Below are 25,154 nucleotides of genomic sequence, written 5' to 3'. Positions count from 1 at the left end.
ATGGCGGCGGGAGGATCGTCCATGCTCAAGCCCCTGATCGCCACCGCCGTCCTGGCCCTTTCGGCCGCGCCGGCAGCCGCCGAGGTCGTGTCGCGCACCGCCGACAGCTTCACCCTGCGCTATGCGGTCGGCGCCGAGATCGCGCCCGATGACATTCCAGCCGCATTCGAGGCGCTCCCCCGGTGGTGGGACGCCGCCCACACCTATACCGGCTCGGCCGCCAATCTGAGCCTCGACCTCGCGCCCGGCGGCTGCTGGTGCGAGACACTGGCCGACGGGACCGACTTCGACCATGGCCGCACCGTCTCGGTCACGGCCGACCGCATGGTGTTCGACGCGCCCTTCGGACCGCTGCGCGGCAAGACGACCCGGGCGGAACTGGTGGTCAGCTGGCCCGCGGCGAACCGGGGCTGGACCCCGACCTGGACCATGACGGTCGAAGGCCCGGGCATCGGCGCCATGGCCGACGATGTCGATGCGGTCATGGGCGCCGGCTACCAGCGCTGGCTCCACTATCTGGAGTACGGCGAGGCCCCGGCGGAGTCCGGATCCTAGGCGGCCAGCGCCGTTTCCGACGCCACGATCCGGCTGGCGGCGTGGACCACCGCGGCGATGCGCAGCGCCGCCTGCACCTGGGTCGCCGGCACGCCGTGCTTGCGCAGCGCGCCCTCATGGGCGTCCAGACAGGAGCCGCAGCCATTGATGGCCGAGACCGCCGTCGACCACAGTTCGAAATCCATCTTCTCGACGCCCGGATTGGCGAGGACGTTCATCCGCAGCCGGGCGGGGATGGTCGTGTATTCGTGGTTCTTCATCAGGTGCAGCGACCGGTAGTAGATGTTGTTCATGCCCATGATGGCGGCGGCGGCCTTGGCCGCATTCATCGCCTCGGGCGACAGGATGGTCGCCGCCTGGGCCTCGATCGCCCTGACCACCGGAGCGACGCCGACCGCATGGGCCGAGGCGAGGAAACAGCCCCATTTCTGCTGGTCGTTCAGCACCGTCTCCGAGGCGAGGGAGCCGAGGTTCAGCGAAATGTCCCTGGCGTAGGCGGGCATCAGGTCGCGCAGGGCGTCGATCGACATTTTGGGAGGTTCCCTTCGGGAAGCGATTATCGCACGCGACGCGGTCGCGCGCTGCTTGAGCCGCATGAAGTCATGGGTGGTCGGGCGCGACCGCGCTCAAGTCGCAAGGCTCCGCGAGCCGAGCATAGCGCCCAAAAAACAGCGAGCGCGGGAGGCGGCGATACAAACGCTGCCGCCTCCCGCTACTCAGGACGCCGCCTTACGCAGCGAGCGTCTCGCCGCCCACCGGGCGGTTGCAGGCGCACAGCTCGTCGGTCTGCAGGGCGTCGACGACACGCAGGGTGTCGGCCGGGGCGCGGCCCACGTTCAGATTGGTGACATAGACGTGCTGCACGATGTTGTGCGGGTCGACCACGAAGGTGGCGCGCAGGGCGACGCCCTCGGCCTCGTCGAGGACGCCCAGGTCGCGGGCGAATTTGCCGCCGTTGTCAGCGAACTGCCAGATCGGCAGCTTGGACAGGTCGGCGTGGTCGCGGCGCCAGGCCAGTTTGACGAACTCGTTGTCGGTCGAGCCGCCCAGAACGACGGTGTCGCGGTCTTCGAAGTCCCGCGCCAGCGAGGCGAATTCGGCGATCTCGGTCGGGCAGACGAAGGTGAAGTCCTTCGGGTAGAAGAAGATGACCTTCCACTTGCCCTCGAAACTGTCCTGGGTGACGGCCTCGAAGGCCGAAACGCCGTTTTCCTCGTGGTTGTTGAAGCCCGGCTTGACGCCGATGATCTTGAAGTCCGGCAGTTTCTGACCAACGCCCAGCATGGCTGTTCTCCTGAAGTCGATTGAAGGAAGAATCCGGAGCGCCGGGGGAGCGGCGCTGCAACCGCGAAATGGCTTGTGCGGTGCACAAAGTCAATGAGTGGACATCATATTGATCCATAGATTTTATCTATACTTCACATGGGCGCCGTCGGTCCGGATCGCGGCTTTACGAAGGGGGGCCCGACCGGCAAGGTCGGCGTGCACATCAGAGGAAGACACACCCATGCGTCGCCTGACCGCCGCCCTGTTGACCGCCGCCGCCCTTACCGCAGCCGCCGCCCCCGGCCTGGCCGCGGCCCAGACGCCACCGGCAACGATCGGCGAGCGCTATGTGCCGGCGCCCTGGTGGATGCGCGATCCCGTCATCGCCTCGGTCGGCCATGTCCGCACCGAGGTCGCCGCCAACCGGGCGAACTTCGGCGCCACCTTCCTGGCGATCGACCGCTCGGCCGCCGACGCCTCGCGCAAGGCCGCCGATCAGGTGCGGGCGCTGAGCCAGGCCCTGGCAGCCTATGGCGTGGACAAGGTCAGGGTCGAGACCAGCCTGACGACGCGCCCCCTATACGACCAGTATCGCGACGAGAACGGCGTCCTGCGCGACAACGCCCGGGCCGACCAGATCGAGCGCTATCAGGCCAATGCGAACGTCAGCGTCACCATCCGCGATGTTTCGGTGCTGGAGCGGGTCTATGCGACGGTGATCGCCGCCCAGCCCACCTCGGCCAGCGCGGTCTCCTTCAATCTCGAACCGGACAATTCGACCAAGACCTGGCTGCAGGGCGAGGCCGTGAAGGATGCGGCGCGGCGAGCGCGCGAGGCCGCGTCCAACGCCGGGACGTCGCTGGGCGGGGTGCGGGTGATCGATCCGACGGGCCGCGCCTGCGAGACCGACGTGCTGGCCGGCTGGCCATCCTATTCCTCGGGGCCCGGGCTGGCGACCAATGTGGACGAGATCGCGGTCACCGGATCGCGGATGGAGCGCGGGTTTGCACCGTCGGCTCCTCCCCCTCCGCCCGCGCCCGGCGCCGCGCCGTCCGAAGCCCAGATCGAGGCGGCCCGGCTGGCGCTGCAGCCGCCGCTGCGCGAACTGACCGACCGGGCCTGTGTCGTCTACGGGCTGAACTGACGCAGGATGACCGCTCCGTTCAAGGCTGATCCCGCGTTCGAGGCCGGCTCCGCCGTCGTCTGCGACTGGCCCCTGTGCGAGGTGCGGCTGCAGGATGATGCGCGCTTTCCCTGGCTGATCCTGATCCCCCGCCGCGCGGGCCTGCGCGAACTGGAGGACCTGACGCCGGCTGATCGCGCGACGCTGATGGACGAGGTCGTCCGGGCCGGCGAGCTGGTGAGGATGCTGGGCGGGGCGGCGGGACGGGCGGTTGAGAAGCTGAACGTCGGGGCCCTGGGCAATGTGACGGCGCAGTTGCATGTGCATGTGGTCGGCCGTCGTCACGACGACGGACTGTGGCCCGACCCGGTCTGGGGCCGGGGAGCCGCCCTTCCCTATGGCGCCAGCGCCCTGCAGGCGGCGGTGTCGGGCCTTCGCCAGGAGACTCGCCGTTCGCCGGCGGGATAGCGCCATATCGCCGCCCGCTCTCAAGCTTCGTTGACCCCCGCCGCTCCGCTGGACTAAAGCCTGATCACCGATTTCGAGCGCCTGATTTTGCTCAGGTTTCTGAGAACCATTCGCAATATGTCGACCTCTCCCCTGCCGGGCGACGCCTCCAACGATCCGACCCCCAATTCTGGCGACGACCAGACCGGCCGTTTCGTGATTCAGCCCAATGGCCGCGTCCGACCCCTGTCGCCCCATCTCCAGATCTGGCGCTGGCACGTCACCATGTTCGCCTCGATCCTGAACCGGTTCACGGGCGGCGCGCTATCGGTCGGATCGGTGCTGATCGCCCTGTGGCTGATGGCCCTGGCCTTCGGGCCTGACGCCTATGCGACCTTCACCGGCTGGATGGGGTCGCCGCTGGGACTGCTGGTCTGGTTCGGCCTGACCCTGGCCCTGTTCCTTCACCTGACCGGGGGCGTGCGCCACCTGATCTGGGACGCGGCCGTGGGCCTGTCGCCCCGGACGGCCGACGCCCTGTCGTGGGGCTCCATCATCCTGGGCGTCGTCGGAGCGGTGGCGTTCTGGGCCTTCCTGTTCACCTCGGGGAGGGTCGTGCTGTGAGCGCCGAAACCAAGGCCTTCGTGAAGGGCGTCAAGGTCTCCGAGCGCCACGGCGCCGGCGAATGGACCGCCGAACGGCTGTCGTCCCTGATCCTCGTTCCCCTGACCCTCTGGGGTCTGTGGAGCGGCTTCGTCCTGTCGGGCGGCGGCTATGACGGCGCGCGCGAATGGTTCGCCTCTCCGGTTAACGCCGTAATTCTGGCCGTGACCCTGCTGGTCAGCGTCTGGCACATGAACATGGGCCTGAAGGTCATCGTCGACGACTATATCCACAAGCCCGGCTCGCGCGGCGCGCTGCTGGGCCTGATCCTTCTGCTCTGCCTCGTGATCGCGGCGGCGGGAGTCTTCTTCATCGTGCGGCTGGCGCTGGGTTCCGCGCCCCTGCCCGCCGGTTTCGGGATCTGACGGCTGATGGCTGCTTATGAATTCGTCGATCACGCCTATGACGTCGTCGTCGTCGGCGCGGGCGGCTCGGGCCTTCGCGCGGCGCTCGGCGCCGCCCAGCAGGGGCTGAAGGTCGCCTGCGTCACCAAGGTCTTCCCGACCCGCTCCCACACCGTCGCGGCCCAGGGCGGCATCTCCGCCTCGCTCGGCAACATGGGCGAGGACAGCTGGCAGTGGCACATGTACGACACCGTCAAGGGGTCGGACTGGCTCGGCGACCAGGACGCCATCGAATACCTGGTCCGCAACGCGCCCAAGGCCGTCTATGAGCTTGAGCACTGGGGCGTGCCCTTCTCGCGCACCGATGAGGGCAAGATCTACCAGCGCGCCTTCGGCGGCATGACGCGCAATTTCGGCGAGGGCCCGGTGCAGCGCACCTGCGCCGCCGCCGACCGCACCGGCCACGCCATCCTGCACACCCTGTACGGCCAGTCGGTGCGCCGCGAGGTCGAGTTCTTCGTCGAATATTTCGCCCTCGACCTGATCATGCAGGACGGCGCCTGCACCGGCGTGACGGCGCTCAAGCTCGACGACGGCACGATGCACCGCTTCCGCGCCAAGCTGGTGATCCTGGCCACCGGCGGCTACGGCCGCGCCTATTTCAGCGCCACCTCGGCCCACACCTGCACCGGCGACGGCAACGCCATGGTGCTGCGCGCCGGCCTGCCGCTGCAGGACATGGAGTTCGTGCAGTTCCACCCCACCGGCATCTACGGCGCCGGCTGCCTGATCACCGAGGGCGCGCGCGGCGAGGGCGGCTATCTGACCAATTCCGAGGGCGAGCGCTTCATGGAGCGCTATGCGCCGACCGTGAAGGACCTGGCCCCGCGCGACATGGTCAGCCGCTCCATGACCATCGAAATCCGTGAAGGCCGCGGCGTGGGCCCGAACAAGGACCACATCCACCTGCACCTCGACCACCTCGATCCGGCCATCCTGCACGAGCGCCTGCCGGGCATTTCCGAGAGCGCCAAGATCTTCGCCGGCGTCGATGTGACGAAACAGCCGATCCCGGTCCTGCCGACCGTCCACTACAATATGGGCGGCATCCCCACCAACTATCACGGCGAGGTCCTGACCAAGGTCGGCGACAATGCCGACAGCGTGGTGCCCGGCCTGATGGCGGTGGGCGAGGCGGCCTGCGTCTCGGTGCACGGGGCCAACCGCCTCGGCTCCAACAGCCTGACCGATCTGGTCGTGTTCGGCCGCGCCGCCGGGCTGCGGTGCGGCGAGGTCGTGGACAAGGCTTCGAAGGTGCCGGATGTCCCGGCCTCGGCGACCGACGCCCATGTGGCCCGGATGGATCGCTTCCGCCATGCCAACGGCTCGACCCCGACGGCGAAGCTGCGCATCGACATGCAGCGCGCCATGCAGTCCGACGCCGCCGTCTTCCGCACCGGCAAGACGCTGGAGGAAGGGGTGGCCAAGCTGCGCGCCATCCACGCCGCCGGCGACGACATCAAGACCACCGATCGCGGCCTGATCTGGAACACCGACCTGGTCGAGACGCTCGAATACGACAACCTGATCGATCAGGCCCTGGTCACCATCGAGGGCGCGCTGAACCGCACCGAGAGCCGCGGCGCCCACGCCCGCGAGGATTATCCGGACCGGGACGACAAGCAGTGGATGAAACACACCCTCGCCTGGAAGGCGCCGGGCGACGCGGTGAAGATCGATTACCGCCCGGTCCACAATTACACGATGTCGAAAGACATCGCTTACATCGAACCCAAGGCGCGGGTGTACTGATGGTCCAGCTGACTCTCCCCAAGGGCTCCAAGCCCGTTCGCGGCAAGGTCCACAAGGCCCCGGCCGGCGCGCAGAACGTCAAGACCTACAAGGTCTATCGCTACGACCCCGAGGTCGACGCCGATCCGCGCTGGGACACGTTCGAGATCTCGGCCGACGATCACGGCCCGATGCTGCTGGACGCCCTGATCCACATCAAGAACGAGATCGACCCGACCCTGACCTTCCGGCGTTCGTGCCGCGAGGGCATCTGCGGCTCGTGCTCGATGAACATCGACGGACGCAACACCCTGGCCTGCACCAAGGGCTGGGAGGAGTGCTCCTCCTCGACGATCTCGATCGCGCCCCTGCCGCACCAGTCGGTGGTCAAGGATCTGGTGACGGACCTGACCCTGTTCTACGCCCAGTACGACTCGATCCAGCCCTACCTGCAATCCGACGAGCCCGACCCCGAGAAAGAGCGCATCCAGCTGCCCGAGGACCGGGCCAAGCTGGACGGCCTGTACGAGTGCATCCTGTGCGCCTGCTGCTCGACCTCCTGCCCCAGCTACTGGTGGAACCAGACCGAATACCTCGGCCCCGCCGCCCTGCTGCAGTCCTATCGCTGGATCGCCGACAGCCGCGACGACGCCACCGACAAGCGGCTCGACGACCTCGAGGATCCGTTCAAGCTCTATCGCTGCCACACCATCATGAACTGCGCCCAGGTCTGTCCCAAGGGGCTGAACCCGGCCGAGGCGATCGCGAAGACCAAGAAGCTGATGGTGTCCCCGTCGCGCAAGAAGACGGAAACGGCGGCCTAGTTGGCGAAGGTCACCTACATCGAACACGACGGCCGCGAACATGTGGTTGAGGTCAAGAATGGCCTCTCCGTTATGGAAGGCGCGATCCGCAACAATGTCCCGGGCATCGACGCCGACTGCGGCGGCGCCTGCGCCTGCGCCACCTGCCACGTCTATGTCGACGAGGCTTTCGCCGCCGAGACGGGCCGCGCCTCGGCCATGGAGGAGTCGATGCTGGACTTCGCCGAGAACGTCCAGCCGAACAGCCGCCTGTCCTGTCAGATCCGGGTTTCGGACGATCTGGACGGGTTGATCGTGCGCCTCCCCGAAAACCAGCACTGACACGAACCGTGGGCCCAGCCGATCCCGGGATGATCGATCTGATCGGCCGCCTGATAGCGACCGGATCCCGAACTGCGGTCGGGCCGCCCTTGATCGCCGTCGTCGGGGCCCAGGGGTCGGGCAAGACGACCCTGGCCCGCGCCGCCGCCGAAAGGTTCGGCGGAATTCAGATCTCCATCGACGACGTCTATCTGACGCGCGCGCGGCGCGAGGTGATGGCCGACGAAGTGCACCCGCTGTTCCGGACGCGCGGTCCTCCGGGTACGCATGATCTTCGTTTGCTGAACCGGTTGATCAAGGCTCTGAGCACGGCCCGGCCTCATGACAAGGTCCTGATCCCCGACTTCGACAAGCGCGCAGACGACCGTCGACCTATCCGGGACTGGCGGATCTTCGAAGGCCGCCCTTCGGCGATCCTGATCGACGCCTGGTGCCTGGGCGCGCTGCCGGAGGATGAGGCCGCACTCGCCGTCCCGATCAATGCGCTGGAGCGCGAGCGGGACGCCGACGGGGCGTGGCGGCGAGCCGTCAACGGCTTCGTCGCCGGCTCCTACGCCGACTTCGCCGCCCGGTTCGACGCCGTCTTATTCCTGAAGGCTCCCGGGTTCGAGGTCGTGCTCGACTGGCGCAGCCAGCAGGAGGCGGATCTGCTGGATGTTCGTCCGAAGGACCTTCCCGATGAGGAGCGTCGCCGTCTGGCGGACTTCATTCAGTATTTCGAACGCATCACGCGGCGAATGCTGAACGGCGGTGTTATCGCGGACAAGGTCGTAGTGCTTGATCGCGACCGCCGCCCCGGACCCTTACCCGCATGACGCATCAGCCTCCGGATCGCCGCTTCGAACCGCGACGCCCCGCCAATTCGCGGGGCGTGATCGTCGCCGCGGGGCTGGAGTTGCCCTGTCTGATCGTGGACCAGTCCTCCGCGGGGCTGCGTGTCCGACTGGACCGCAGTTTCGCCCTGACCGGAAGCGTCATTGTCATCGACCTCGCCCGCGGCGTGGCCATCGAGTGCCTGGTGGCCTGGAGCAAGGGGCTGGAGGCCGGGATGAAGCAGTCGGGCCAGACGTCCCTGCGGGGACTGGTGCCCTCGCGTCTCGCCGCCGCGCGCGACGCGTTCCGACGGGCCGGCGGCTAGGCTTCGGCCGGAGCGCCGGACAGGGACTCTTCCATTTCGAGGAAGGAGGGCTGGGCTGAGGACGGGATGTCGCCGCGCCCGATCTCGACCGAGATCTGCGCCGCATTGCCGTGCAGGTGGGCGACCAGCACCGACTGGATGATCTTGTAGAAGGCCGATTCCTCATCGACGATGGCCTTCAGCCGGGTCGCGATCGGGCCGACCAGTCCATAGGCGAGGAAGACCCCGAGGAAGGTGCCGACCAGGGCCCCGCCGATCATGCCGCCGAGAATTTCCGGCGGCTCGGTGATCGAGCCCATGGTCTTGATCACGCCCAGCACGGCGGCGACGATGCCCAGGGCGGGCAGGGCGTCGGCCAGGTTGGTCAGGGCGTGGGGCGCTTCCAGCGCCTCGTGGTGGTGCTTCTCCAGCTGCTTTTCCATCGCATCCTCGATCTGGTGAGGATCCTCGAGGTTCATGGTCATCATGCGCAGCGTGTCGCAGATGAAGTCCGTGGCGAAATGGTCCTTCAGCACCTTGGGGTATTTCTGGAAGATGGTGCTCTCGGCGGGCTTTTCGATGTGGCTCTCCAGGGCGATGACGCCCTTGGATTTCATCGTCTTGGTCAGCTGGAACAGCAGGGACAGCAGGTCCTTGTAGTCCTGCTTCTTCCACTTGGGACCGCCGAAGGCCTTGCCGAGGCCGCCGAGCGTGGCCTTCATGGTGGTGACGCTGTTCGAGATCAGGAAGGCGGCCACGCCGGCGCCGCCGATGGCCATCATCTCGTGAGGCAGGGAGTGAAGGATCACCGCCATCTTGCCACCGGAGATGATGTAGCTGCCGAACACGAGGCCGAACAGCAGCACGATGCCGATAATCTGGAACATGGTGGGCGATGTTGTCCTGCGCGCGGGAGACGCCGACCATCGCCGTTAATGATTAAGGGGCGGTTGCGAACCGCTAACCCTAAAGCCGCGTCTCGCCGTTCAGGATCGCCTGCCGCGCGACGTCGCCGAGCTTGGTGTAACCGCTCTTGCCGCCGCGCACATACAGGACGCCATCGACCTTGTCGGGATCGAAGCCGTCGGCCACCAGATCGGTCTTCCTGTATTTGAAGGTGCCGGTGGTGTCGGCGGACTTGATCAGCCGCACGAATGCGGGACGGGCGTAGACGGGCAGTTCCTGATCGACCCAGTCGGCGAAGGGCCGCGCCGCGAACCGGCCGTCGACGACCAGGGCGACCATGCCGGCCTTGCCCTCATGGCTGGGCACAGGGACGCCATAGGCGATGACTTCCTTGACCCCCGGGGCGTCGGTCAGGCGCTGCTCGACCTCGGCGGTCGAGACGTTCTCGCCCTTCCAGCGGTAGGTGTCGCCGATGCGGTCGATGAAATAGACATAGCCCTCGCTGTCCTGCTTCATCAGGTCTCCGGTGCGGAACCAGCGGTCGCCGCGCACGAACACGTCGCGCAGGATCTTCTTCTCGGAGGCCGCCTTGTCGGCATAGCCCGAGAAGGAGTGGCGGATGTCGTCGCTGATCATGCCCAGGGCCTCGCCGACCTCGCCCGGCTTCGCCAGCTGGCACAGGCCGTCGGGGCCCCGCACCGGCTCCTCGGATTCCGTATCGAAGCGGACGAGCCGGAAATTGATCTGCTTCCTGAGAAAGCCCGGCACGCGGCCGATGGCTCCCGGCTTGCCGTCGAAATTGAACACCGAGACGTTGCCTTCGGTGGAGCCGTAGAATTCCAGAATGTTCGGAATGGCGAATCGCTTCTGGAAATCGTTCCAGACGTCGGGCCGCAGACCGTTGCCGAAGGCCAGGCGCAGCTTGTGCGAACGGTCGTCCGGGTTTTCGGGGCAGTTGACCAGATAGCGGCACAGCTCGCCGATATAGACGAACAGGGTCGCGCCGGTCGCCTTGACGTCGGGCCAGAAGGCGGAGGCCGAGAAACGCTTGCGCAGCACCAGCCGACCGCCGTTCAGCAGGGCGGGACCGACCCCGACCAGACCACCGGTCGAGTGATACAGCGGAAGGACGTTGAAGGTGACGTCCTTGTCCGTGGCGGCGGTGGCCCCGGCGAAGGCGCGCATGTAGGTGCGGGCCCGGGCATGGGTGATCCGCGCCGCCTTGGGCATGCCCGTGGTGCCCGAGGTGTAGATGTACAGCGCCGTGTCGCGGTTGGTCAGGCCGGACCGGGCCGAGCGGGCGGGCCGCACCGAAGAGCCGCTGCGAACCGGCTTGTCCAGGCCACGCCGTTCATCGGCCTCGTCCTCGTCCTTCAGGCCCAGCACCCAGAGCATCAGATTGCGCCCGGAGAGGCCGCGGGCGTCTTCGACGCGCTTCCAGCAGTCCTCGTCGGTGACAACCTGGGACGCATTGGAGATCGACAGGCAGTGGGCCAGGGCGTGGCCGGTCAGATTGGTGTTGATCAGGGCGGTCGCCACGCCGACCTTGGAGAAGCCCAGCCATGCCGCGATGTATTCCGTCCGGTTCAGCATCACCAGGGCGATGATGTCGCCGCGCTTGAGCCGTCGGCTCTGGGCCCAGTGGCCGAACCGGTTGGCCATGGCGTCCAGCTCGCGGTAGGTCAGGCTATGGCGGTCATCCTCGATGGCGACGTGGTCGGGGAATTTGTCGACGGCCTCTTCCCAGTCGTCGCAGACCAGGTCGGGACTATCCAGGGCGATCGGCTTGATGCGATTGAGCAGGCGTCGCAGCCCCTTGGCGAAACGCATATTGCGCTTGATGTTCGCCACCAGACCCATCGTCGTGCCTACTCCGTCGTCCGTCGCCCCACTTGGTGATGAACAAGCCCATCGCCGCGGTCAACCGGCAGGGGAATCGGATCGGCAATTGAGAGGCGTCGCGCGCCGCTTTGCGGGAAGGCGTGGCGCCGATGCGGCGGTGACGCAGGGTCAGCGTGCCGATTTGAAGGCAGGCGCTTGAAGATTGTCGCGGGCGAGGGCTTAATCGACGAACAGGGGTTTGCGGCGCCGGGCCGCGGGAGGGGCCCCGGGGGGACTTGAACCAATGCGACTTCTGATCGCCGTCGCGGCTGGCGCCCTGGCATTCACCGGGACCGCCGCAGCCCAGGACTACAACGCCGAGCCGAATTACGGTGACATCACCCTGGCCCCCGGGTTCACGCCCGATCCGCACCTGGTCAGCCTGCGAGCTGGCGGCGACACAAGCGCGACCGCCGCGGGCAGCGGCTGTTCGGGCTACATCACCCGCGCGCCGGACTTCCGCCTGAACTGGAGCGGCAAGGGCTCGCTGAACCTGAAGATCTCGGTGCTGTCCAAGGCCGACACGACCCTGGTGGTCAACGGTCCCAATGGCGAATGGTACTGCGACGACGATTCCGGCGAGGACAACAACCCGCTCATCACCCTCGGATCTCAGGCCGGCCGGTATGAAATCTGGGTCGGCACCTATTCGATCGGCGACCCTCAGCCCGCCGTCCTGTCGATTTCAGAACTCGGCAACTTCTGACGGCCAGAACTGAGTAAACCGCCACCGTAATGCTGCACCGTTGTCGCCTCAATTGTGGCGACAACGGTGTTTCTTCGCGACTACACCGAAATCGCGGAACCGTGATCTCGCAGAGTTGTTCTTTCCGGACGATTGGAGGAACAGTTTCATGTCAGTCACCTATCCCGTTGACCCGTTGAAGCCTTATGGCGACCGGGTTGAAGTTCCCGCCTTCGCTCCTCGCGAGGACCTGAGCCCGCGCCTGAGTGGCGCAACCGATGAGCCCTTCGTTCCCGTCTACGCCCGGCGCGGCAAGGCTGCGCGCGGCGGCGGCAAGATCAGGACGTGGATGATCCTGGCGCCCGTGGGCGTTCTGGTTCTGGGCGGCCTCGGCGCCATGATGATGATGAACGGCGAGGAAACCGCCGCGCCGCTGGCTGAACCGGCAGTGACCGCTCCGGTCGTCGCCGCCACCCCGCTGGTGGCGGCCGCTTCGCCCGCCGCCAGCGTCTCGACGCCGGCCCCGGTGCGGGCCGTTGCGGCTCCCGCTCCCGTGCTCCGTCCGACGACCCCGGTCCGCCGGGCCGTCACCCCGGCTCCCGCCCCTCGGGCGACAGCGCCCACGGCGTCGCAGACACCCGCCGCTCCGGTCGCCCGCGTCGTCACCCCCACTCCGGCGACGTCCTCCACATCGACGCTGAATACGGCGCCCGCTCCCGCTGCGACGGTCACGCCGACACCCGCGCCGGCCCAACCCCCGGCGCCGATCATCGTGGTCGCGCCGCTCGACTGATCGAGCTCCTGGTACGGAGGCCCCCGGCGGACCCGCCGGGGGCTTTTTTCTGTCAGGGCGCCGGTGCGGGCGACACTCGCCAGATGATATTGCCGACGTCGTCGGCGACCAGCAGGGCGCCCAGGCGGTCGAACTGCACCCCGACCGGTCGACCCATGGCCTGGTCCTCGTCGTTGATGAAGCCGGTCAGGATATCCTGCGGCGGTCCCGCGGGCGCGCCGTTCGCGAACGGGACGAAGATCACGCGATAGCCGTTGCGCGGCTTGCGGTTCCACGACCCATGCTGGCCGACAAAGGCCCCGCCCTGGTACCGTGCCGGGAACATGCCGCCCTCGCCGAACGTCAGGCCGAGGGACGCGGTATGCGATCCCAGCGCATAGTCGGGCTTGAGGGCGCGGGCCGCCATATCGGGGTTGGCCGGTTCGACCCGCGTGTCGACAATCTGGCCATAATAGCTCCACGGCCAGCCGTAGAAGGCCCCGGGCGTGACCGAGGTCATGTAGTCCGGCACCAGGTCGTTGCCGAGCTCATCCCGCTCATTGACCGAAACCCACAGCTTGCCGCTGTCCGGCTGCCAGGCCAGACCGACCGGATTGCGCAGGCCCGAGGCATGGATGCGGTGGCTGCCCGTCGCCGGATCGATCTCCCAGATCGCCGCCCGACCCACCTCCTCGTCCAGGCCGTTCTCGCCGATGTTCGAATTGGAGCCGACGCCGACATAGAGGCGCGATCCGTCGGCGCTGGCGACCAGGCTCTTGGTCCAGTGGTGATTTCGTTGCGCGGGCAGGTCGACGATCCTGCGCGCGGCGGCGGTGATCCGCGTCTGACCGGCCTGATAGGGGAAGGCCACCACGGCGTCGGCGTTGGCGACGTAGAGGGTGTCTCCAACAAGGGCCATGCCGAAGGGCGACATCAGGTTTTCGAGGAAGGCGGTCGTCGTCTCGGCCACGCCGTCCCCGTCGGCGTCGCGTAGCAGGGTGATACGGTTGGCGCTGGGCGCCCGGGCGCCCGCCTTCTTCATGAACAGACCCTGGGCCCAGGCGCGGATGCCGCCCCCGGCTCCGGCGTCGATATTCGCAGGCCTGGGCGGGGCGTTCGTCTCGGCCACCAGAATGTCGCCATTGGGCAGGCGGTACAGCCAGCGGGGGTGGTCCAACCCGCTGGCGAAGGGCTGGACGCGGAAGCCGGGGGCGGCGACCGGCGTCCGCCCGACGGGCCACCCGACGGCGTCGGCGACGTTCACCGTCGGGAACAGGGCCCTCTGCGGCGCCGGCAATGTCGGATCGGGACCGAATCCGAGGGCGGGATCCAGCGCCTCACTGCCTCCGCAAGCGGCGAGGGTCAGGGCGGTGATCGAGGCGGCGAGCAGGGGCGGGCGGGACATGGCGGCTTTCCGGGTGAAGGTCAGAAGGCGGGGAATTCCAGACGGCTGACATCGTAGCCCAAGGCTTCGGCGCGGGAGACAAGCCTTTGGCGCTGGGCGGCGTCGGGGACTTCGCGAGTGTAGATCCACAGCTTTTCAAAGGTCGGGTCGGCCGAGATGAACCAGCTGTAGTCCTCGGCGCGGTCCAGCACCCAGTAGTCCCATGTGATCAGGCCGCCAAAATAGCGGACGCGCAGTTTGGCGCTGGTCCCCGGATCGAGGATTTCGCCGCGCGCGCCGATCGATTTCTCCCGGCCCTGTGGGGTGTCGACCTGACAGGTATCGCGCACATCGACCCGCGCCGGACTGACCAGCACATAGTTGGTGGCCCCCGCAACGCAGCCGTCCGTCAGGCGCATGGGCAGGCGGGCGATCTCCAGCCAGCGGCCTGTGTAGAAGCGCTCGGGATCGACAGCCTTCGTGGGCTGGGGCGCGCGGACCTCGTCAGGACCCGGCGCGGTGACGCAGGCGGACAGGCTGAGAGAAAGGATGAGAGCGGCAGCGGCGGTACGCATGGCGAGACAGGCTCCGGCAGAGAATGAATAGCGCAGATACGGCGCAGGTTCCGCAGGGACGCGACAGGGACCGAATTCAGGTCAGGGGATCGAGAACGCGCGGGAGCCTGATCCTGCGGAACCGCGCCTCGATGAAGGAAAAGGCCCCGAAGGCGACGAAGCCGAGCGCGGTGACGGCCAGAATCCACGGACCGGCGGGTTGACGCTCGACCGCGTCAAGGGCCAGGCCGAAGGTGGTGACGTCCGACGCCTTGGCGCGCAGTCCGGCCAGCATCACCAGAATGGCCAGCGGCACATAGGCCAGACCACGCGCCACATATCCGGCCCGCGCCAGCGGCGCGACCCGCCGGCCCATCCTGGGCGAACAGGCGAGGTATTCGGTGAAGTCCTCGCGCCATGCGCGACTGATGTTGGCCAGGCCGATCCCCAGTATGCACAGACCGGCCCCGGCCAGCAGCCAGTTGCCGAAGGGCAGGGACAGCACGGCCTCCGCCTGTTCCCGGCTCTTCGTGATATCGGCCGACTTCGTGTCGGTGGGCTTGTCCATCAGCAGGCCAAAGGCGCTGAAGGCCAGAATGCCATAGGTCATGGCGCTGAAACCCTGGCCCATGCGGGTCATCAGCCCGTGGCGGCTCGTGCCTTCGTGATCGGCGTCGAACACCGCCTGCAACAGCCGCCACGTGACGAAGGCCGTCAGCCCCAGCCCCAACAGCAACAGCCACAGACGGCCGAACGGCCTCAGCGCGACCCAGGCAATGGCGCCCTTGACCCCGACGGCGTCTCCGACCAGGTCCGCGGCCGCCAGCAGGATCAGCAATCCCGCGGACAGATAGACGAAACCGCGCGCGCCATACCCGACCCGGGCCGCCAGCTCGAGCAGGTCATGCAGCGGCGGCACGCGACGCAGCAGCGGCGACCGTTTGCGTCCGTAGTCGCCCGCGCGGGCCAGACGGGATCGGAGGGAAGCGAGGGGGCTGGGCACGGCGTCCGTAACTCCCGGCTCCGAATATGGCTCCGCTGGCTTGCGCCGGCCTTGAGGTGCGGCCTTGGGACGCATATCTGCGGGCGCCACGGAGGGCGTGCATGCAACCGGTTATCTCGATCACGGGTCTGACCAAGACCTACAAGTCCGGGCTGCAAGCCCTCAAACCCATCGACCTGACAATCAGCAAAGGCGAGATCTTCGCCCTTCTGGGTCCCAACGGAGCCGGCAAGACGACCCTGATCTCGATCGTCTGCGGCATTGTCACCCCGACCACGGGGACGGTCGTCGCCGACGGACACGACATCCAGTCCGATTATCGCGCCGCCCGCTCGAAGATCGGTCTGGTGCCCCAGGAGCTGACCACCGATGCCTTCGAGACCGTGCTGGCGACGGTGACCTTCAGCCGCGGCCTGTTCGGCAAGGCGCCCAACCCCGGTCATATAGAGAAGACGCTGCGCGAACTGTCCCTGTGGGACAAGCGCAACGACAAGCTCATGACCCTGTCCGGCGGCATGAAACGCCGGGTCATGATCGCCAAGGCGCTGAGCCATGAACCCGACATCCTGTTCCTCGACGAGCCCACGGCCGGGGTGGACGTCGAACTGCGCCGCGACATGTGGAACCTGGTGCGCGGCCTGCGAGACAAGGGCGTCACCATCATCCTGACCACCCACTACATCGAGGAGGCCGAGGAGATGGCCGACCGGGTCGGCGTGATCCTGAAGGGCGAACTGATCCTGGTCGAGGAGACCTCGGCCCTGATGAAAAAGCTGGGCAAGAAGACCCTGACGTTGAACCTGCAGGAGCCGCTGGCCGCCGTGCCGCCGGAACTGGCCGAATGGTCGCCGACGCTGAAGGCCGACGGGAACGAGCTGGAATACGTCTTCGATTCCAATCTCGAGAAGACCGGCGTGCCGTCCCTGCTGCGCACGCTGTCGGACCTGGGCATCGCCTTCAAGGACCTGCACACAAGCCAGAGCTCGCTGGAGGACATCTTCGTCAGCCTGGTCCACCGCGACAAGACAACGGGAGCCGCGGCATGAACAGCCAATCTTCCAGGGCTTTGGCCTTCAACGGCTACGGCGTCTGGGCCATCTACCGTTTCGAGATGGCGCGGGCCCTGCGCACCGTCTGGCAGTCCCTGGTCACCCCTGTGATCACTACGGCCCTGTATTTCGTGGTCTTCGGCTCGGCCATCGGCAGCCGCATGACCGAGATCGACGGCGTGCCTTACGGCGCCTTCATCGTGCCGGGCCTGATCATGCTGAGCCTGTTCACCCAGTCGATCTTCAACGCCTCGTTCGGCATCTACTTCCCCAAATTCACCGGCACCATCTACGAACTGCTGTCCGCGCCCGTGTCGCCGCTCGAGATCGTCATCGCCTATGTCGGGGCGGCGGCGACCAAGTCGGCGGTGCTGGGGCTGATCATCCTCGCCACGGCGGCCTTCTTCGTGCCGCTGCAGATCCTGCATCCGCTCGAGATGCTGGCCTTCCTGATCCTGATCTCGACGACCTTCAGCCTGTTCGGATTCATCATCGGCATCTGGGCCAACGGCTTCGAGCAGCTGCAGATGATCCCGATGCTGGTGGTCACGCCCCTGACCTTCCTGGGCGGGTCCTTCTATTCGATCGACATGCTGCCGCCGATGTGGCGGACGATCACCCTGTTCAACCCCGTAGTCTATCTGATCTCGGGATTCCGCTGGACCTTCTACGGTTCCGGCGACGTCGGCATCGGGGCCAGTCTGGCGGCGACGCTGGGCTTCCTGTTCGTCTGCCTGGCCATCGTGGGATGGATGTTCAGGACCGGTTATCGGCTGAAGAACTAGGGGTCAGATCATGCCCGTCACGAAACGGGCCAGATCGGCGAACACCCTTACCATGCCTCGAACGGGGCCTCTGCATTGATGCAGCGCGCCCCCTCCCGGCGCGCGGGAGTCCGAATGTCCACCGAGTCCGACAAGCCCCTGAATGGAACGCCCGAGCCGTTCCGCCGTCCCGTCGTCTGGGGTCGGCCGCCGGCGACCGTGTTCCGCGCCGGCCCGCTGCCCCGTGGCGATCGCCTGCCGCCGCTGCCCGAACCGCCGCGCGAGTCCACGCCCGCGCCCCGCCCCGCCCCGGGCATCTTCAGTGGCTCGATGATCCCCCGCGCGGCCCCCCGGTCCGCACCCGAACCGGTCGCGCCGCCGTCGCCGCGGCCCACCCCGGTCGCCCAGCTCCCCGTCGCCTCGACTCCTGTCGAGGAAGCGCCCGTCGCCGCCTCTTCCGCCCCCGATCTGACGGTCCGCCCGCTGCCGCCGGTCGAGCCATCGCCGACGCGGGCCCGCCCCGAACCGCCGCTGGCCGTCGCGCCCGCGCCGCGGGCGGTCGCCGTTGAACCGGCGGCGGCCGGCTCGACCCTGCAGGCGGCCAGCGCCCGCGGGAAGGCCCCCGGCCGGGCTGCCCTGTACGGCGGTATCGCCGCCGCCGCAGTCGCGGTCATCGCCCTGGGTGGCTGGCTGATGACCCGCCCGCCGGCCACCGCGCCGGCGCCAGCCCTCGTGGAGCCCGCGGCCCTTGCGCCGCCGGTGGAAGCGGTCCTGACGGCCCCTGTCATGGCGCCCGTGGTGGAGCCGGTCCCGGCCGCCCCGGTTCCCGCGGCGGCGTCGACACCAGCGCCGGCCGCCGAGGGTTCGTCCGCCCGAACGGCGCCAGCGCCGCAGCGTCCCGCAGCCACGATCCCGGTGCGCGCAACGCCGCCGGCTTCCACGCCCGCCGCAACGCCGCCGTCGGCCATCGCCCCGGTCCCTCTGATCGAGATCGCCCCGGCCCAGCCCGCCGGGCCTCCCCCCACCGAGGCGGAGCGGCCGCCGGTGGATCCCGAGGCTCCGATCACGACCCGGCCCCAGCCGATCGGCTAGATTGATCGGACCAGCGTCCGGGTCTGACGCAGGCCCATGCCTTCAGGTTGTCAGCGAGCGATAGGGCCTTGGCCCTATCGTATGGCGACGTATCCGCGCTCGACCATCCGCCTCAGACCTTCATAGGCCTCCGCCAGTTCCTCATAGGCCGTGCGGGCCGACGTCAGCCGGGCGATCTGGTCGGGGGTCGAGGGCGCGCCCGATTCCGACTGGCGCAGACTTTCTGCCACCCATTTTCCGCGCGCCGTGGCCGTCAGTATGGCCAGCCGCTGAAAAGCGGGCGCGTCGATTCGCGGCAGCATCTGGCCGATGATCTCGCGATTGGCGACGAAGGCCGAGTAGTCGATCTGCTCCAGCAGGCCGCGCACGCGCCGCTGTTCCGCGGGATCCGCGTCCTGGGGTTCGAAATGATCGCGCTGGCGGCGATAGCTGCCGGTCTGGATGGTGGACATCAAGCCCTCCGGAAAAGGTCTGTGGTTCAGCCTGAGCCGCGTCGATTAACGCCCCGTTAGCCCCGTTTTCCGACGGGCTTGCGTCCATCGTCCAGGATTGATACTTAAGTGAATGCTTCAGCATCAATCCTCACTCGACATGGCCTTCCAGGCGCTGTCCGACCCGACCCGCCGGGCCATGGTCGAGCGGCTGTCGCGCGGTCCCGCGTCGGTCAGCGAACTGGCCGCGCCCTTCCCGATGTCGATGTCGGCGGTGGTGCAGCATCTGAAGACCCTGGAGGCGTCGGGCCTCGTGGCCTCCGAGAAGACGGGCCGGGTCCGAACCTGCCGCGTCGAAGCCCAGACTCTCAGCGCCGCCGAGCGCTGGATCAACGCGCGCCGCCAGTCGGTCGAACGCAGTCTCGACCGACTGGGAGCCTTTCTGGACGAGACCGGGGACGAGCCACAATGACACTTCGCCACCAGACCCTGACCTTCGAGCGCGAGTACAACGCCTCGCCCGGGAGATTGTTCGCCGCCTTCGCCGATCCCCGGGCGCGCGAACGCTGGGCGGTCCCGCCCGGCGCCAGGCTTGTCTACGACGTGCACGATTTTCGCATGGGCGGCATCGACCTGTGCCGCTGCGGCTCTCCCGACGACCTGCGCTATCATGTCGAGAACCGCTACCTGGAAATCGAGCCGGATAAACGCATCGTGGTGTCGGAAACGGTCAGGGAGGGCGGCCGGGTCCTGAGTCACGCATTGAACGCGGTGGAAATCTCGGACGGGCCCGGCGGCTCCATGTTGAAACTGACCATACAGATGGTCGCGGTCGAGCCGGGCATGCTGGACGGCGCCCGTGAGGGCCACGCCGCGACCCTCGACAATCTGGTGGTGGAACTGGCCGGGCCCGAAAGTCCGCCGCCGCGGAATGAGATGACCCTCGAAACTCTAGCCGAAAAATGAAAGCGCGGGCCCGGCCCAACAGCTCAATGGAGGAGGATTTCCCGGATAATTCTTCGACAGGGCAAGCAAGATCGATGAGCATCTTCAAATTCCCGGTCGGGCCGGTGGATCTGTTCAACGAACCGGCCTTTCGCCTCGGCGCATTTCACGCCCGTCCGGCGGTGCGCGAGATCGAGACGGACCAACATGTCGCGCGGCTGGAGCCGCGGGTGTTCCAGGTCCTTGTCGTGCTTGCGCGATCGCGAAATCGCACGATCAGCCGCCAAGCCCTGATCGCCCAATGCTGGAATGGACGCTTCGTCAGCGACGACGCCTTGAATCGGACGATCGGGAAGCTGAGGCAGGTGTTCGCCCGGGATGGTTCACGGTCGGTGATCATCGAGACCGTGCCTCGGCTCGGCTACCAGCTGCGCGTCAACGGGGCGGATGATGCTGTGTCCGGGCCCGGGCCTGTCCATGATGGAGATGGATTACGCACCGGCGGCGTTGGTCCGGAGATTGTCGGGGCGCCGGACCACCTGCGTCACGCCGTGGAGAACAGATATCTGGAGATCGGGTCGGACCAGCGGACTGTGGGGCCTGAAACGGTGAGAGAAGCCGGTCGGGCCCTCAGTCACGTCTTGCAGGCGGTCGAGATTTCCATCGGAGCCGGCGGCTCCCTGCTGAGGCTGACGATCCAGATAGAGGCGCTGGAACCCGACACGCGGGCCAACGCGAGCCTTGGCCTCGACACGACTCTGAACAGCCTGGCGGCCGAACTGGCCAGATACAAGGGACGAGATCACTGATGAAAGCCCCCTCCGTCGCCCACGGAACATTCACCGTCGAGCGCCGCTACGACGCCTCACCCGCGCGCGTGTTCCGGGCTTATTCCGAACCAGCGGCTTTCCGCCGCTGGTTCGTCGACGGCGAAGGCTGGACCATCCATGAGTGGGAGCACGATTTCCGCGTCGGCGGCCGCGCCGGCGGGCGCTTCCGCCTTGGCGACAAGGGCAACGAAACCTGGTTCAACGACACCGACTATCTGGACATCGCGCCGGACCAGCGGATCGTCTGCTCCTACGTCATGGGGCGGGAGGTCGACGGCCAAAAACAACGCGCCTCCGCTTCCCTGGGCACGACCGAACTGGTCGCCGACGGTTCGGGCACGCGCCTGATCTACACTGAACAGGGGGCCTTCTTCGACGGGGCGGACGATATCCGGATGCGCGAACAGGGCTGCGCCGAACTGCTGGACGCCCTCGGCCGCGAACTGGATGCGACCCGGTGAGCGGCAAGGTGCGCGTCGATTGCTTCAGTGTGTCGGTCGACGGATTCTGCGCCGGACCCGATCAAAGCCTGGAGCATCCCCTCGGCGTGGGAGGAGAAATGTTGCACCACTGGTTCATTCCGACCCCGCAATTTCGGACGCGTTTCGGCCAGTCCGGCGGTCACGAGGGCACTGACAATGACTTCGCCAGCCGCAGCATGGAGGGCGTTGGCGCGTGGATCATGGGGCGCAATATGTTCGGGCCCATCAGGGGCGACTGGGCCGACGACACATGGAAGGGCTGGTGGGGCGAAGATCCCGGCTTCAAGGTCCCGGTGATCGTACTGACCCACTACCCTCGCGCCGACGTGCCGATGCGCGACGGCACTCTCTTCCAGTTTGAAACCGGTGGCATGGAGGCGGCGCTGGAGAGGGCGCGGGCCTTGGCCGGTGACAGGGACATCCGGATCGGCGGCGGCGCCGAGACTATTCGACGGTATCTGAGGGCGGGACTGATCGACGAGATGCACATCGCCATTTCTCCGGTGGTTCTGGGCCGGGGCGACGCATTGTGGAAGGACCTGGAACTGCCGGCTCTCGGCTATGAGATCACCTCCAGCACCGCGGGCGAGAAGGCGACTCATCTGATCCTGACCCGCACAGCGAAGGAAAAGCCGTGAGCAAACTGTTCTTCGGCGCCTTCACCGTCACCCGCCGTTATGGCGCGGGGCCGGCACGGGTCTTCGCCGCCTTCGCCGACCGCGAGGTCAAACAGCGATGGATGGGCTGCGAAGAGGTCATCGCACCGGTCATCGAGCAGCTGGATTTCCACGTCGGCGGCCGCGAAGTCAGCCGCGGTGGCGGGCAAGACGGGGCGGAGCATCTGTTCGAAGGCAGGTTTCTGGACATCGTTCCCGACCACCGGATCGTGTTCGCCTTCGTCATGCACGTGGCGGGCCGGAAGATTTCGGCTTCGCTCGGGACGGTCGAGTTTACGCCCGACGGCGACGGGACGGTCCTGACCTTCAACGAGCAGGGCGTCTATTTCGGCGAGGACGGCTGGGCCGAGCGGGAAGAGGGCACGGCCGCCGGACTGGATCAACTGGACGCGTGGCTGGCGTCGCAACGGAAGGCTGTCTGAGTATGGTTCTGCGTCTCTATTCCCATCCTTACTCGGGCTACGGTCAGAAGACGGCGGTGGCGCTCTACGAACTGGATCTGCCGTTCGAGCTGAAGCTGATCCAGCATGAAGACGCCGCCGTCATGGCCGAATTCCGCGCCGTCTCCCCCTTCGCCAAGATGCCGGCGCTGGTCGATACCGGGGCGAACCGGACGCTGTTCGAATCCAGTATCGTGATCGAATACCTGGACCGGCTGGCGGGCGGGGGGCGGCTGATCCCGGCGGACCCCGACGTGGCGCTGGAAGCGCGGCTGGTCGACCGCATCGTCGACACCTATGCGGGCGGACCGATGAACCGGATCGTGTTCGGCGGTTTTCGCCCCGAGGACCAGCGGGACCCGTACGGCAAGGCCGAGGAAGAGGCTGTGCTGGCGCGATGCTGGGACCAGCTGGAGGAACGGCTGTCGGACGGGCGAACCTGGGGCGCGGGCGAGAGCTTCACCCTGGCGGACTGCTGCGCCGCGCCGATCCTGACCTATGGCCGACGGCTGGTTCCGCTCGGCGATCGGCCGCTGCTGAAGGCCTGGCACGGGCGGCTGAGGGCGCGGCCGTCATTCGTCCGGGCGCTGAAGGATGCGGCGCCATTCGGAGATCTGATGCCGGCGCCGCCCGCCGAGGATTGAAGGCCTAGTGCGCTTCGGGAGGCCGGGCGGCGGGGCTGAGGTATTCGTTCCCGGGGCGCGGATGGGCGTCCAGAACGAAGCGGCGGTCGCAGTAGGCGCATTCGACGAAGTCGTCGCCGCCCATGTCCATGTAGACGAGCGGGTGGCCGAGGGCGCCGCCGCCGCCGTCGCACGCCACGCGCTTGCCCGGAACGACGATGTCTTCCGGCGGCGGGATGATGGCGTCGGGGTGGCGGGGCGGCATGGCGCGATCTCGGAACTGCAGAAGCGGCGGGATCGATTCCCTAGGCGGGCGGGGGTCCGGCGTCAAACCGTCCCGGCGTCTTTGCGGAAGACCCGGTCGAACAGCGCCTTGCGCCGTTTGAACAGGGACCAGCCCAGGCTGCCGGCGGCGACCCACAGGCCGATCTCGCCCGCGACGGCGGCGGGGCCGCCAAACAACAGGGTCTCGCGCGTATCCATCTGACCCATCCGGTTCAGGACGATGATCGCCGTGAACGCCCCGTAGCCAAGGAGGCAGACGGCGAAGGCGGTCCAGCCAATCATTCTCGTGCGGGTCATGGGTGCGGCTCCGTCAAGCAAGCTGTTCATAATGACAAGGAAGCTGGACACATTGGGGCGTGATGTCAAGCGTCATTGACACTAAGCTGGGAACACACGGGCGCGTGGCCTTGGCGGCGGCGACCGGCGAGCCTACCTAGGCCGACCAGTCCAATGGAAAGCCCGCATGCCCGAAGCGAACGCCCTGCCCGTCAACGCCATCGAGGTGCACGGGCTGGAGAAGACCTACGCCGGCACGAAAAAGGCCCCGCCGAAGACGGCCCTGCGCGGCGTCGACCTTGTCATTCCCCGCGGCTCGATATTCGGCCTCCTGGGTCCCAACGGCGCCGGAAAGTCGACCCTGATCAACATCCTCGCGGGGGTGGTGAACAAGACCGGAGGAACGGCCGAGATCTGGGGCCGGGACATTGACAGGCAGCCGCGTGACGCCCGCGCCGCCCTGGGCGTGGTGCCGCAGGAGATCGTCGCCGATGTCTTCTTCACCCCGCGCGAGGCGCTGGAAGTCCAGGCCGGCTTCTACGGTGTTCCAGCCAGGGAGCGGCGCTCGGACGAACTGCTGGCCGCGCTCGGCCTGTCGGACAAGGCGCACGCCTATGTGCGCGCCCTGTCGGGGGGCATGAAGCGCCGGCTGATGGTGGCCAAGGCCCTGGTGCACAATCCGCCGATCCTGATCCTGGACGAACCGACCGCCGGCGTGGATGTCGAGCTGCGCCGCCAGCTGTGGGACTATGTCCGGCGCATCAACGCCGAGGGCGTGACGGTGCTGTTGACCACCCACTATCTGGAAGAGGCGCAGGAGCTCTGCGACACCATCGCCATCATGAACCGGGGCCAGGTCGTGGCCTGCGAGCCGACGCCGCAGCTGCTGCGCCGGCTGGACACCCGCAATGTCGTGGTGACGCCCGAGGGAGAGCTGGACGGCCTGCCCACGCTGAAGGGTTTCGAGGCGGTCGCGCGTCCGAACGGGGCCTTCGTCGTCACCTATCGCAAGGGGCAGTCATCGGTGGAACAGGTGCTGGCGGCGGTCCGGGCCGCGGGCGTGACGATCGCCGACATCACCACCGAGGATCCGGATCTGGAGGACGTCTTCCTGGCCCTGACCTATGGCGATGCAAACCAGGTGAGTCCCACCAGGGACTGATTCAGACCACCATCACCGTCCCGATGAGCAGCCGCGCGCCCGCCCGCCCCATGGTCGCATTGGTCGCGGCCTGAAGCTGGGCGACCAGACGTTCGACATCGGGCGGCGCGCCGGGCAGCAGGGCGCCGGCGGCCTGCTGGACCACCGCGGCGTAGGCGGCGCGCAGCCGGGGCGCGGACTGGGCCACGCGGGCGCGCAGGGCGGCGTCGGGGGTGTCGATCCCGGTCTCGACCGTCATGACGCCGCGCCGTCCGCCCGGGCGGACGACATTGGCGGTGACGGTCGGCAGACGCAGATAGCTGGCCTGGGGCGCGCTCGAGCCCTCGCGGGCCTTGAGGGTCCGGGATTTCAGTCCGAGGAGGGCGCGGCGATCCATGCGCCGACCGTAGCGTCGGTCGTTTAAGGGGCGGTTACGACCAGGTTCAATCGGACATTTCGTTGCCGCGCCCCAACCGCTGGCGC

Annotated in this window: 34 protein-coding genes; 23 read left to right on the top strand and 11 right to left on the bottom strand. The window is 67.5% G+C overall.

Annotation, left to right across the window (positions count from 1 at the left end):
• Positions 1–21: 21 nt before the first annotated feature.
• Complete coding sequence (locus PSV23_RS14350) at positions 22–555, top strand: hypothetical protein (protein ID WP_300470196.1); 534 nt, start codon at positions 22–24, stop codon at positions 553–555.
• Here PSV23_RS14350 and PSV23_RS14345 read toward each other — a convergent pair.
• On the bottom strand, positions 552–1,085 hold the full coding sequence (locus PSV23_RS14345) for a carboxymuconolactone decarboxylase family protein (protein WP_300470194.1): 534 nt from the start codon (positions 1,083–1,085) through the stop codon (positions 552–554). The genes PSV23_RS14350 and PSV23_RS14345 overlap by 4 nt on opposite strands.
• Positions 1,086–1,284: 199 nt before the next feature.
• The gene (locus PSV23_RS14340; RefSeq protein ID WP_300470191.1) at positions 1,285–1,839 is read right to left on the bottom strand and encodes a peroxiredoxin; all 555 of its coding nucleotides are present in this window, start codon (positions 1,837–1,839) and stop codon (positions 1,285–1,287) included.
• 223 nt (positions 1,840–2,062) lie between these two features.
• Between PSV23_RS14340 and PSV23_RS14335 the strand changes: the two genes are divergently transcribed.
• The 9 genes from PSV23_RS14335 (at position 2,063) to PSV23_RS14295 (ending at position 8,472) form a co-directional block, all read left to right on the top strand.
• Positions 2,063–2,965: an SIMPL domain-containing protein gene (locus PSV23_RS14335; RefSeq protein ID WP_300470189.1), complete on the top strand. Its 903-nt coding sequence runs from the start codon at positions 2,063–2,065 to the stop codon at positions 2,963–2,965.
• Between the two features lie 6 nt (positions 2,966–2,971).
• Positions 2,972–3,412, top strand: coding sequence for an HIT domain-containing protein (locus PSV23_RS14330; RefSeq protein WP_300470187.1), 441 nt, complete (start codon positions 2,972–2,974; stop codon positions 3,410–3,412).
• 117 nt (positions 3,413–3,529) lie between these two features.
• A complete protein-coding gene (sdhC, locus tag PSV23_RS14325) occupies positions 3,530–4,015 on the top strand; it encodes a succinate dehydrogenase, cytochrome b556 subunit (RefSeq protein ID WP_300470185.1) in 486 nt (161 codons plus the stop codon).
• A complete protein-coding gene (gene sdhD / locus PSV23_RS14320) occupies positions 4,012–4,419 on the top strand; it encodes a succinate dehydrogenase, hydrophobic membrane anchor protein (RefSeq protein ID WP_300470183.1) in 408 nt (135 codons plus the stop codon). Before sdhC ends, sdhD begins: the two co-directional genes overlap by 4 nt.
• A gap of 6 nt (positions 4,420–4,425) precedes the next feature.
• On the top strand, positions 4,426–6,210 hold the full coding sequence (gene sdhA, locus PSV23_RS14315) for a succinate dehydrogenase flavoprotein subunit (RefSeq protein WP_300470181.1): 1,785 nt from the start codon (positions 4,426–4,428) through the stop codon (positions 6,208–6,210).
• Positions 6,210–7,013 carry a succinate dehydrogenase iron-sulfur subunit gene (locus tag PSV23_RS14310; protein ID WP_300470179.1) on the top strand — a complete coding sequence of 268 codons (804 nt, stop codon included), beginning with the start codon at positions 6,210–6,212 and terminating at the stop codon, positions 7,011–7,013. Before sdhA ends, PSV23_RS14310 begins: the two co-directional genes overlap by 1 nt.
• Entirely contained in the window at positions 7,014–7,334 is a 321-nt protein-coding gene (locus PSV23_RS14305) for a 2Fe-2S iron-sulfur cluster-binding protein (RefSeq protein WP_300470176.1), read from the top strand.
• Positions 7,335–7,363: 29 nt separating this feature from the next.
• On the top strand, positions 7,364–8,149 hold the full coding sequence (locus PSV23_RS14300; protein WP_300470174.1) for a kinase: 786 nt from the start codon (positions 7,364–7,366) through the stop codon (positions 8,147–8,149).
• Positions 8,146–8,472 carry a PilZ domain-containing protein gene (locus PSV23_RS14295; RefSeq protein WP_300470172.1) on the top strand — a complete coding sequence of 109 codons (327 nt, stop codon included), beginning with the start codon at positions 8,146–8,148 and terminating at the stop codon, positions 8,470–8,472. The genes PSV23_RS14300 and PSV23_RS14295 overlap by 4 nt, the downstream gene beginning before the upstream one ends.
• Here the strand turns inward: PSV23_RS14295 and motA are convergent.
• Together motA and PSV23_RS14285 are read right to left on the bottom strand one after the other, a co-directional pair.
• Positions 8,469–9,338: a flagellar motor stator protein MotA gene (gene motA, locus PSV23_RS14290; RefSeq protein ID WP_300470170.1), complete on the bottom strand. Its 870-nt coding sequence runs from the start codon at positions 9,336–9,338 to the stop codon at positions 8,469–8,471. The two genes, PSV23_RS14295 and motA, sit on opposite strands and share 4 nt — an antisense overlap.
• A gap of 79 nt (positions 9,339–9,417) precedes the next feature.
• The gene (locus PSV23_RS14285; protein WP_300470168.1) at positions 9,418–11,217 is read right to left on the bottom strand and encodes a long-chain-acyl-CoA synthetase; all 1,800 of its coding nucleotides are present in this window, start codon (positions 11,215–11,217) and stop codon (positions 9,418–9,420) included.
• Positions 11,218–11,482: 265 nt separating this feature from the next.
• Here PSV23_RS14285 and PSV23_RS14280 point away from each other — a divergent pair, with 265 nt between their 5' ends.
• Together PSV23_RS14280 and PSV23_RS14275 are read left to right on the top strand one after the other, a co-directional pair.
• Complete coding sequence (locus PSV23_RS14280) at positions 11,483–11,944, top strand: peptidase S1 (protein ID WP_300470166.1); 462 nt, start codon at positions 11,483–11,485, stop codon at positions 11,942–11,944.
• A 148-nt stretch (positions 11,945–12,092) separates the two neighbouring features.
• Positions 12,093–12,716 (top strand): hypothetical protein, encoded by a 624-nt coding sequence (locus PSV23_RS14275; RefSeq protein ID WP_300470164.1) that lies wholly within the window; start codon positions 12,093–12,095, stop codon positions 12,714–12,716.
• A gap of 52 nt (positions 12,717–12,768) precedes the next feature.
• Here the strand turns inward: PSV23_RS14275 and PSV23_RS14270 are convergent, their stop codons facing one another.
• The 3 genes from PSV23_RS14270 to PSV23_RS14260 form a co-directional block, all read right to left on the bottom strand.
• Complete coding sequence (locus PSV23_RS14270) at positions 12,769–14,100, bottom strand: sorbosone dehydrogenase family protein (RefSeq protein WP_300470161.1); 1,332 nt, start codon at positions 14,098–14,100, stop codon at positions 12,769–12,771.
• 20 nt (positions 14,101–14,120) lie between these two features.
• Positions 14,121–14,654 (bottom strand): lipocalin family protein, encoded by a 534-nt coding sequence (locus PSV23_RS14265; RefSeq protein ID WP_300470159.1) that lies wholly within the window; start codon positions 14,652–14,654, stop codon positions 14,121–14,123.
• 76 nt (positions 14,655–14,730) lie between these two features.
• Positions 14,731–15,636: a DUF1206 domain-containing protein gene (locus tag PSV23_RS14260; protein ID WP_300470158.1), complete on the bottom strand. Its 906-nt coding sequence runs from the start codon at positions 15,634–15,636 to the stop codon at positions 14,731–14,733.
• A 101-nt stretch (positions 15,637–15,737) separates the two neighbouring features.
• Between PSV23_RS14260 and PSV23_RS14255 the strand changes: the two genes are divergently transcribed.
• The 3 genes from PSV23_RS14255 to PSV23_RS14245 all read left to right on the top strand — a co-directional run bounded on the left by PSV23_RS14255 (position 15,738) and on the right by PSV23_RS14245 (position 18,541).
• Entirely contained in the window at positions 15,738–16,682 is a 945-nt protein-coding gene (locus PSV23_RS14255) for an ABC transporter ATP-binding protein (protein WP_300470156.1), read from the top strand.
• The gene (locus PSV23_RS14250) at positions 16,679–17,470 is read left to right on the top strand and encodes an ABC transporter permease (protein WP_300470153.1); all 792 of its coding nucleotides are present in this window, start codon (positions 16,679–16,681) and stop codon (positions 17,468–17,470) included. The genes PSV23_RS14255 and PSV23_RS14250 overlap by 4 nt, the downstream gene beginning before the upstream one ends.
• Positions 17,471–17,584: 114 nt before the next feature.
• Positions 17,585–18,541: a hypothetical protein gene (locus PSV23_RS14245; protein WP_300470151.1), complete on the top strand. Its 957-nt coding sequence runs from the start codon at positions 17,585–17,587 to the stop codon at positions 18,539–18,541.
• A gap of 74 nt (positions 18,542–18,615) precedes the next feature.
• Here the strand turns inward: PSV23_RS14245 and PSV23_RS14240 are convergent, their stop codons facing one another.
• Positions 18,616–18,993, bottom strand: a complete 378-nt coding sequence (locus PSV23_RS14240) for a hypothetical protein (RefSeq protein ID WP_300470149.1) — start codon at positions 18,991–18,993, stop codon at positions 18,616–18,618.
• 112 nt (positions 18,994–19,105) lie between these two features.
• On the opposite strand from PSV23_RS14240, the gene PSV23_RS14235 reads away from it, so the two are divergent.
• The 7 genes from PSV23_RS14235 to PSV23_RS14205 all read left to right on the top strand — a co-directional run bounded on the left by PSV23_RS14235 (position 19,106) and on the right by PSV23_RS14205 (position 22,990).
• Positions 19,106–19,444: a metalloregulator ArsR/SmtB family transcription factor gene (locus PSV23_RS14235; protein ID WP_300470147.1), complete on the top strand. Its 339-nt coding sequence runs from the start codon at positions 19,106–19,108 to the stop codon at positions 19,442–19,444.
• Positions 19,441–19,938: an SRPBCC domain-containing protein gene (locus tag PSV23_RS14230; protein WP_300470144.1), complete on the top strand. Its 498-nt coding sequence runs from the start codon at positions 19,441–19,443 to the stop codon at positions 19,936–19,938. The genes PSV23_RS14235 and PSV23_RS14230 overlap by 4 nt, the downstream gene beginning before the upstream one ends.
• Positions 19,939–20,012: 74 nt before the next feature.
• Entirely contained in the window at positions 20,013–20,726 is a 714-nt protein-coding gene (locus PSV23_RS14225) for a winged helix-turn-helix domain-containing protein (RefSeq protein ID WP_300470141.1), read from the top strand.
• A complete protein-coding gene (locus tag PSV23_RS14220) occupies positions 20,726–21,208 on the top strand; it encodes an SRPBCC family protein (RefSeq protein WP_300470139.1) in 483 nt (160 codons plus the stop codon). Before PSV23_RS14225 ends, PSV23_RS14220 begins: the two co-directional genes overlap by 1 nt.
• A complete protein-coding gene (locus PSV23_RS14215; protein ID WP_300470137.1) occupies positions 21,205–21,867 on the top strand; it encodes a dihydrofolate reductase family protein in 663 nt (220 codons plus the stop codon). The genes PSV23_RS14220 and PSV23_RS14215 overlap by 4 nt, the downstream gene beginning before the upstream one ends.
• Positions 21,864–22,328 carry an SRPBCC family protein gene (locus PSV23_RS14210; protein ID WP_300470135.1) on the top strand — a complete coding sequence of 155 codons (465 nt, stop codon included), beginning with the start codon at positions 21,864–21,866 and terminating at the stop codon, positions 22,326–22,328. The genes PSV23_RS14215 and PSV23_RS14210 overlap by 4 nt, the downstream gene beginning before the upstream one ends.
• 2 nt (positions 22,329–22,330) lie before the next feature.
• Entirely contained in the window at positions 22,331–22,990 is a 660-nt protein-coding gene (locus tag PSV23_RS14205; protein WP_300470133.1) for a glutathione S-transferase family protein, read from the top strand.
• Positions 22,991–22,994: 4 nt separating this feature from the next.
• Here PSV23_RS14205 and PSV23_RS14200 read toward each other — a convergent pair whose 3' ends face one another.
• Positions 22,995–23,234: a zinc-finger domain-containing protein gene (locus PSV23_RS14200; RefSeq protein ID WP_300470130.1), complete on the bottom strand. Its 240-nt coding sequence runs from the start codon at positions 23,232–23,234 to the stop codon at positions 22,995–22,997.
• Between the two features lie 62 nt (positions 23,235–23,296).
• On the bottom strand, positions 23,297–23,551 hold the full coding sequence (locus PSV23_RS14195) for a hypothetical protein (protein ID WP_300470129.1): 255 nt from the start codon (positions 23,549–23,551) through the stop codon (positions 23,297–23,299).
• 166 nt (positions 23,552–23,717) lie between these two features.
• Between PSV23_RS14195 and PSV23_RS14190 the strand changes: the two genes are divergently transcribed.
• Positions 23,718–24,692, top strand: a complete 975-nt coding sequence (locus tag PSV23_RS14190; RefSeq protein ID WP_300470127.1) for an ABC transporter ATP-binding protein — start codon at positions 23,718–23,720, stop codon at positions 24,690–24,692.
• Between the two features lies 1 nt (position 24,693).
• On the opposite strand, the gene PSV23_RS14185 is transcribed toward PSV23_RS14190, so the two are convergent.
• A complete protein-coding gene (locus tag PSV23_RS14185) occupies positions 24,694–25,068 on the bottom strand; it encodes a Tat pathway signal protein (RefSeq protein ID WP_300470125.1) in 375 nt (124 codons plus the stop codon).
• Positions 25,069–25,154: the final 86 nt, after the last annotated feature.

It is taken from the genome of Brevundimonas sp., assembly GCF_029946145.1.
Classification (GTDB): domain Bacteria; phylum Pseudomonadota; class Alphaproteobacteria; order Caulobacterales; family Caulobacteraceae; genus Brevundimonas.
The sequence above is the reverse complement of the archived record's forward strand: the minus strand, read 5'-3'. Positions and strand labels throughout refer to the sequence as shown.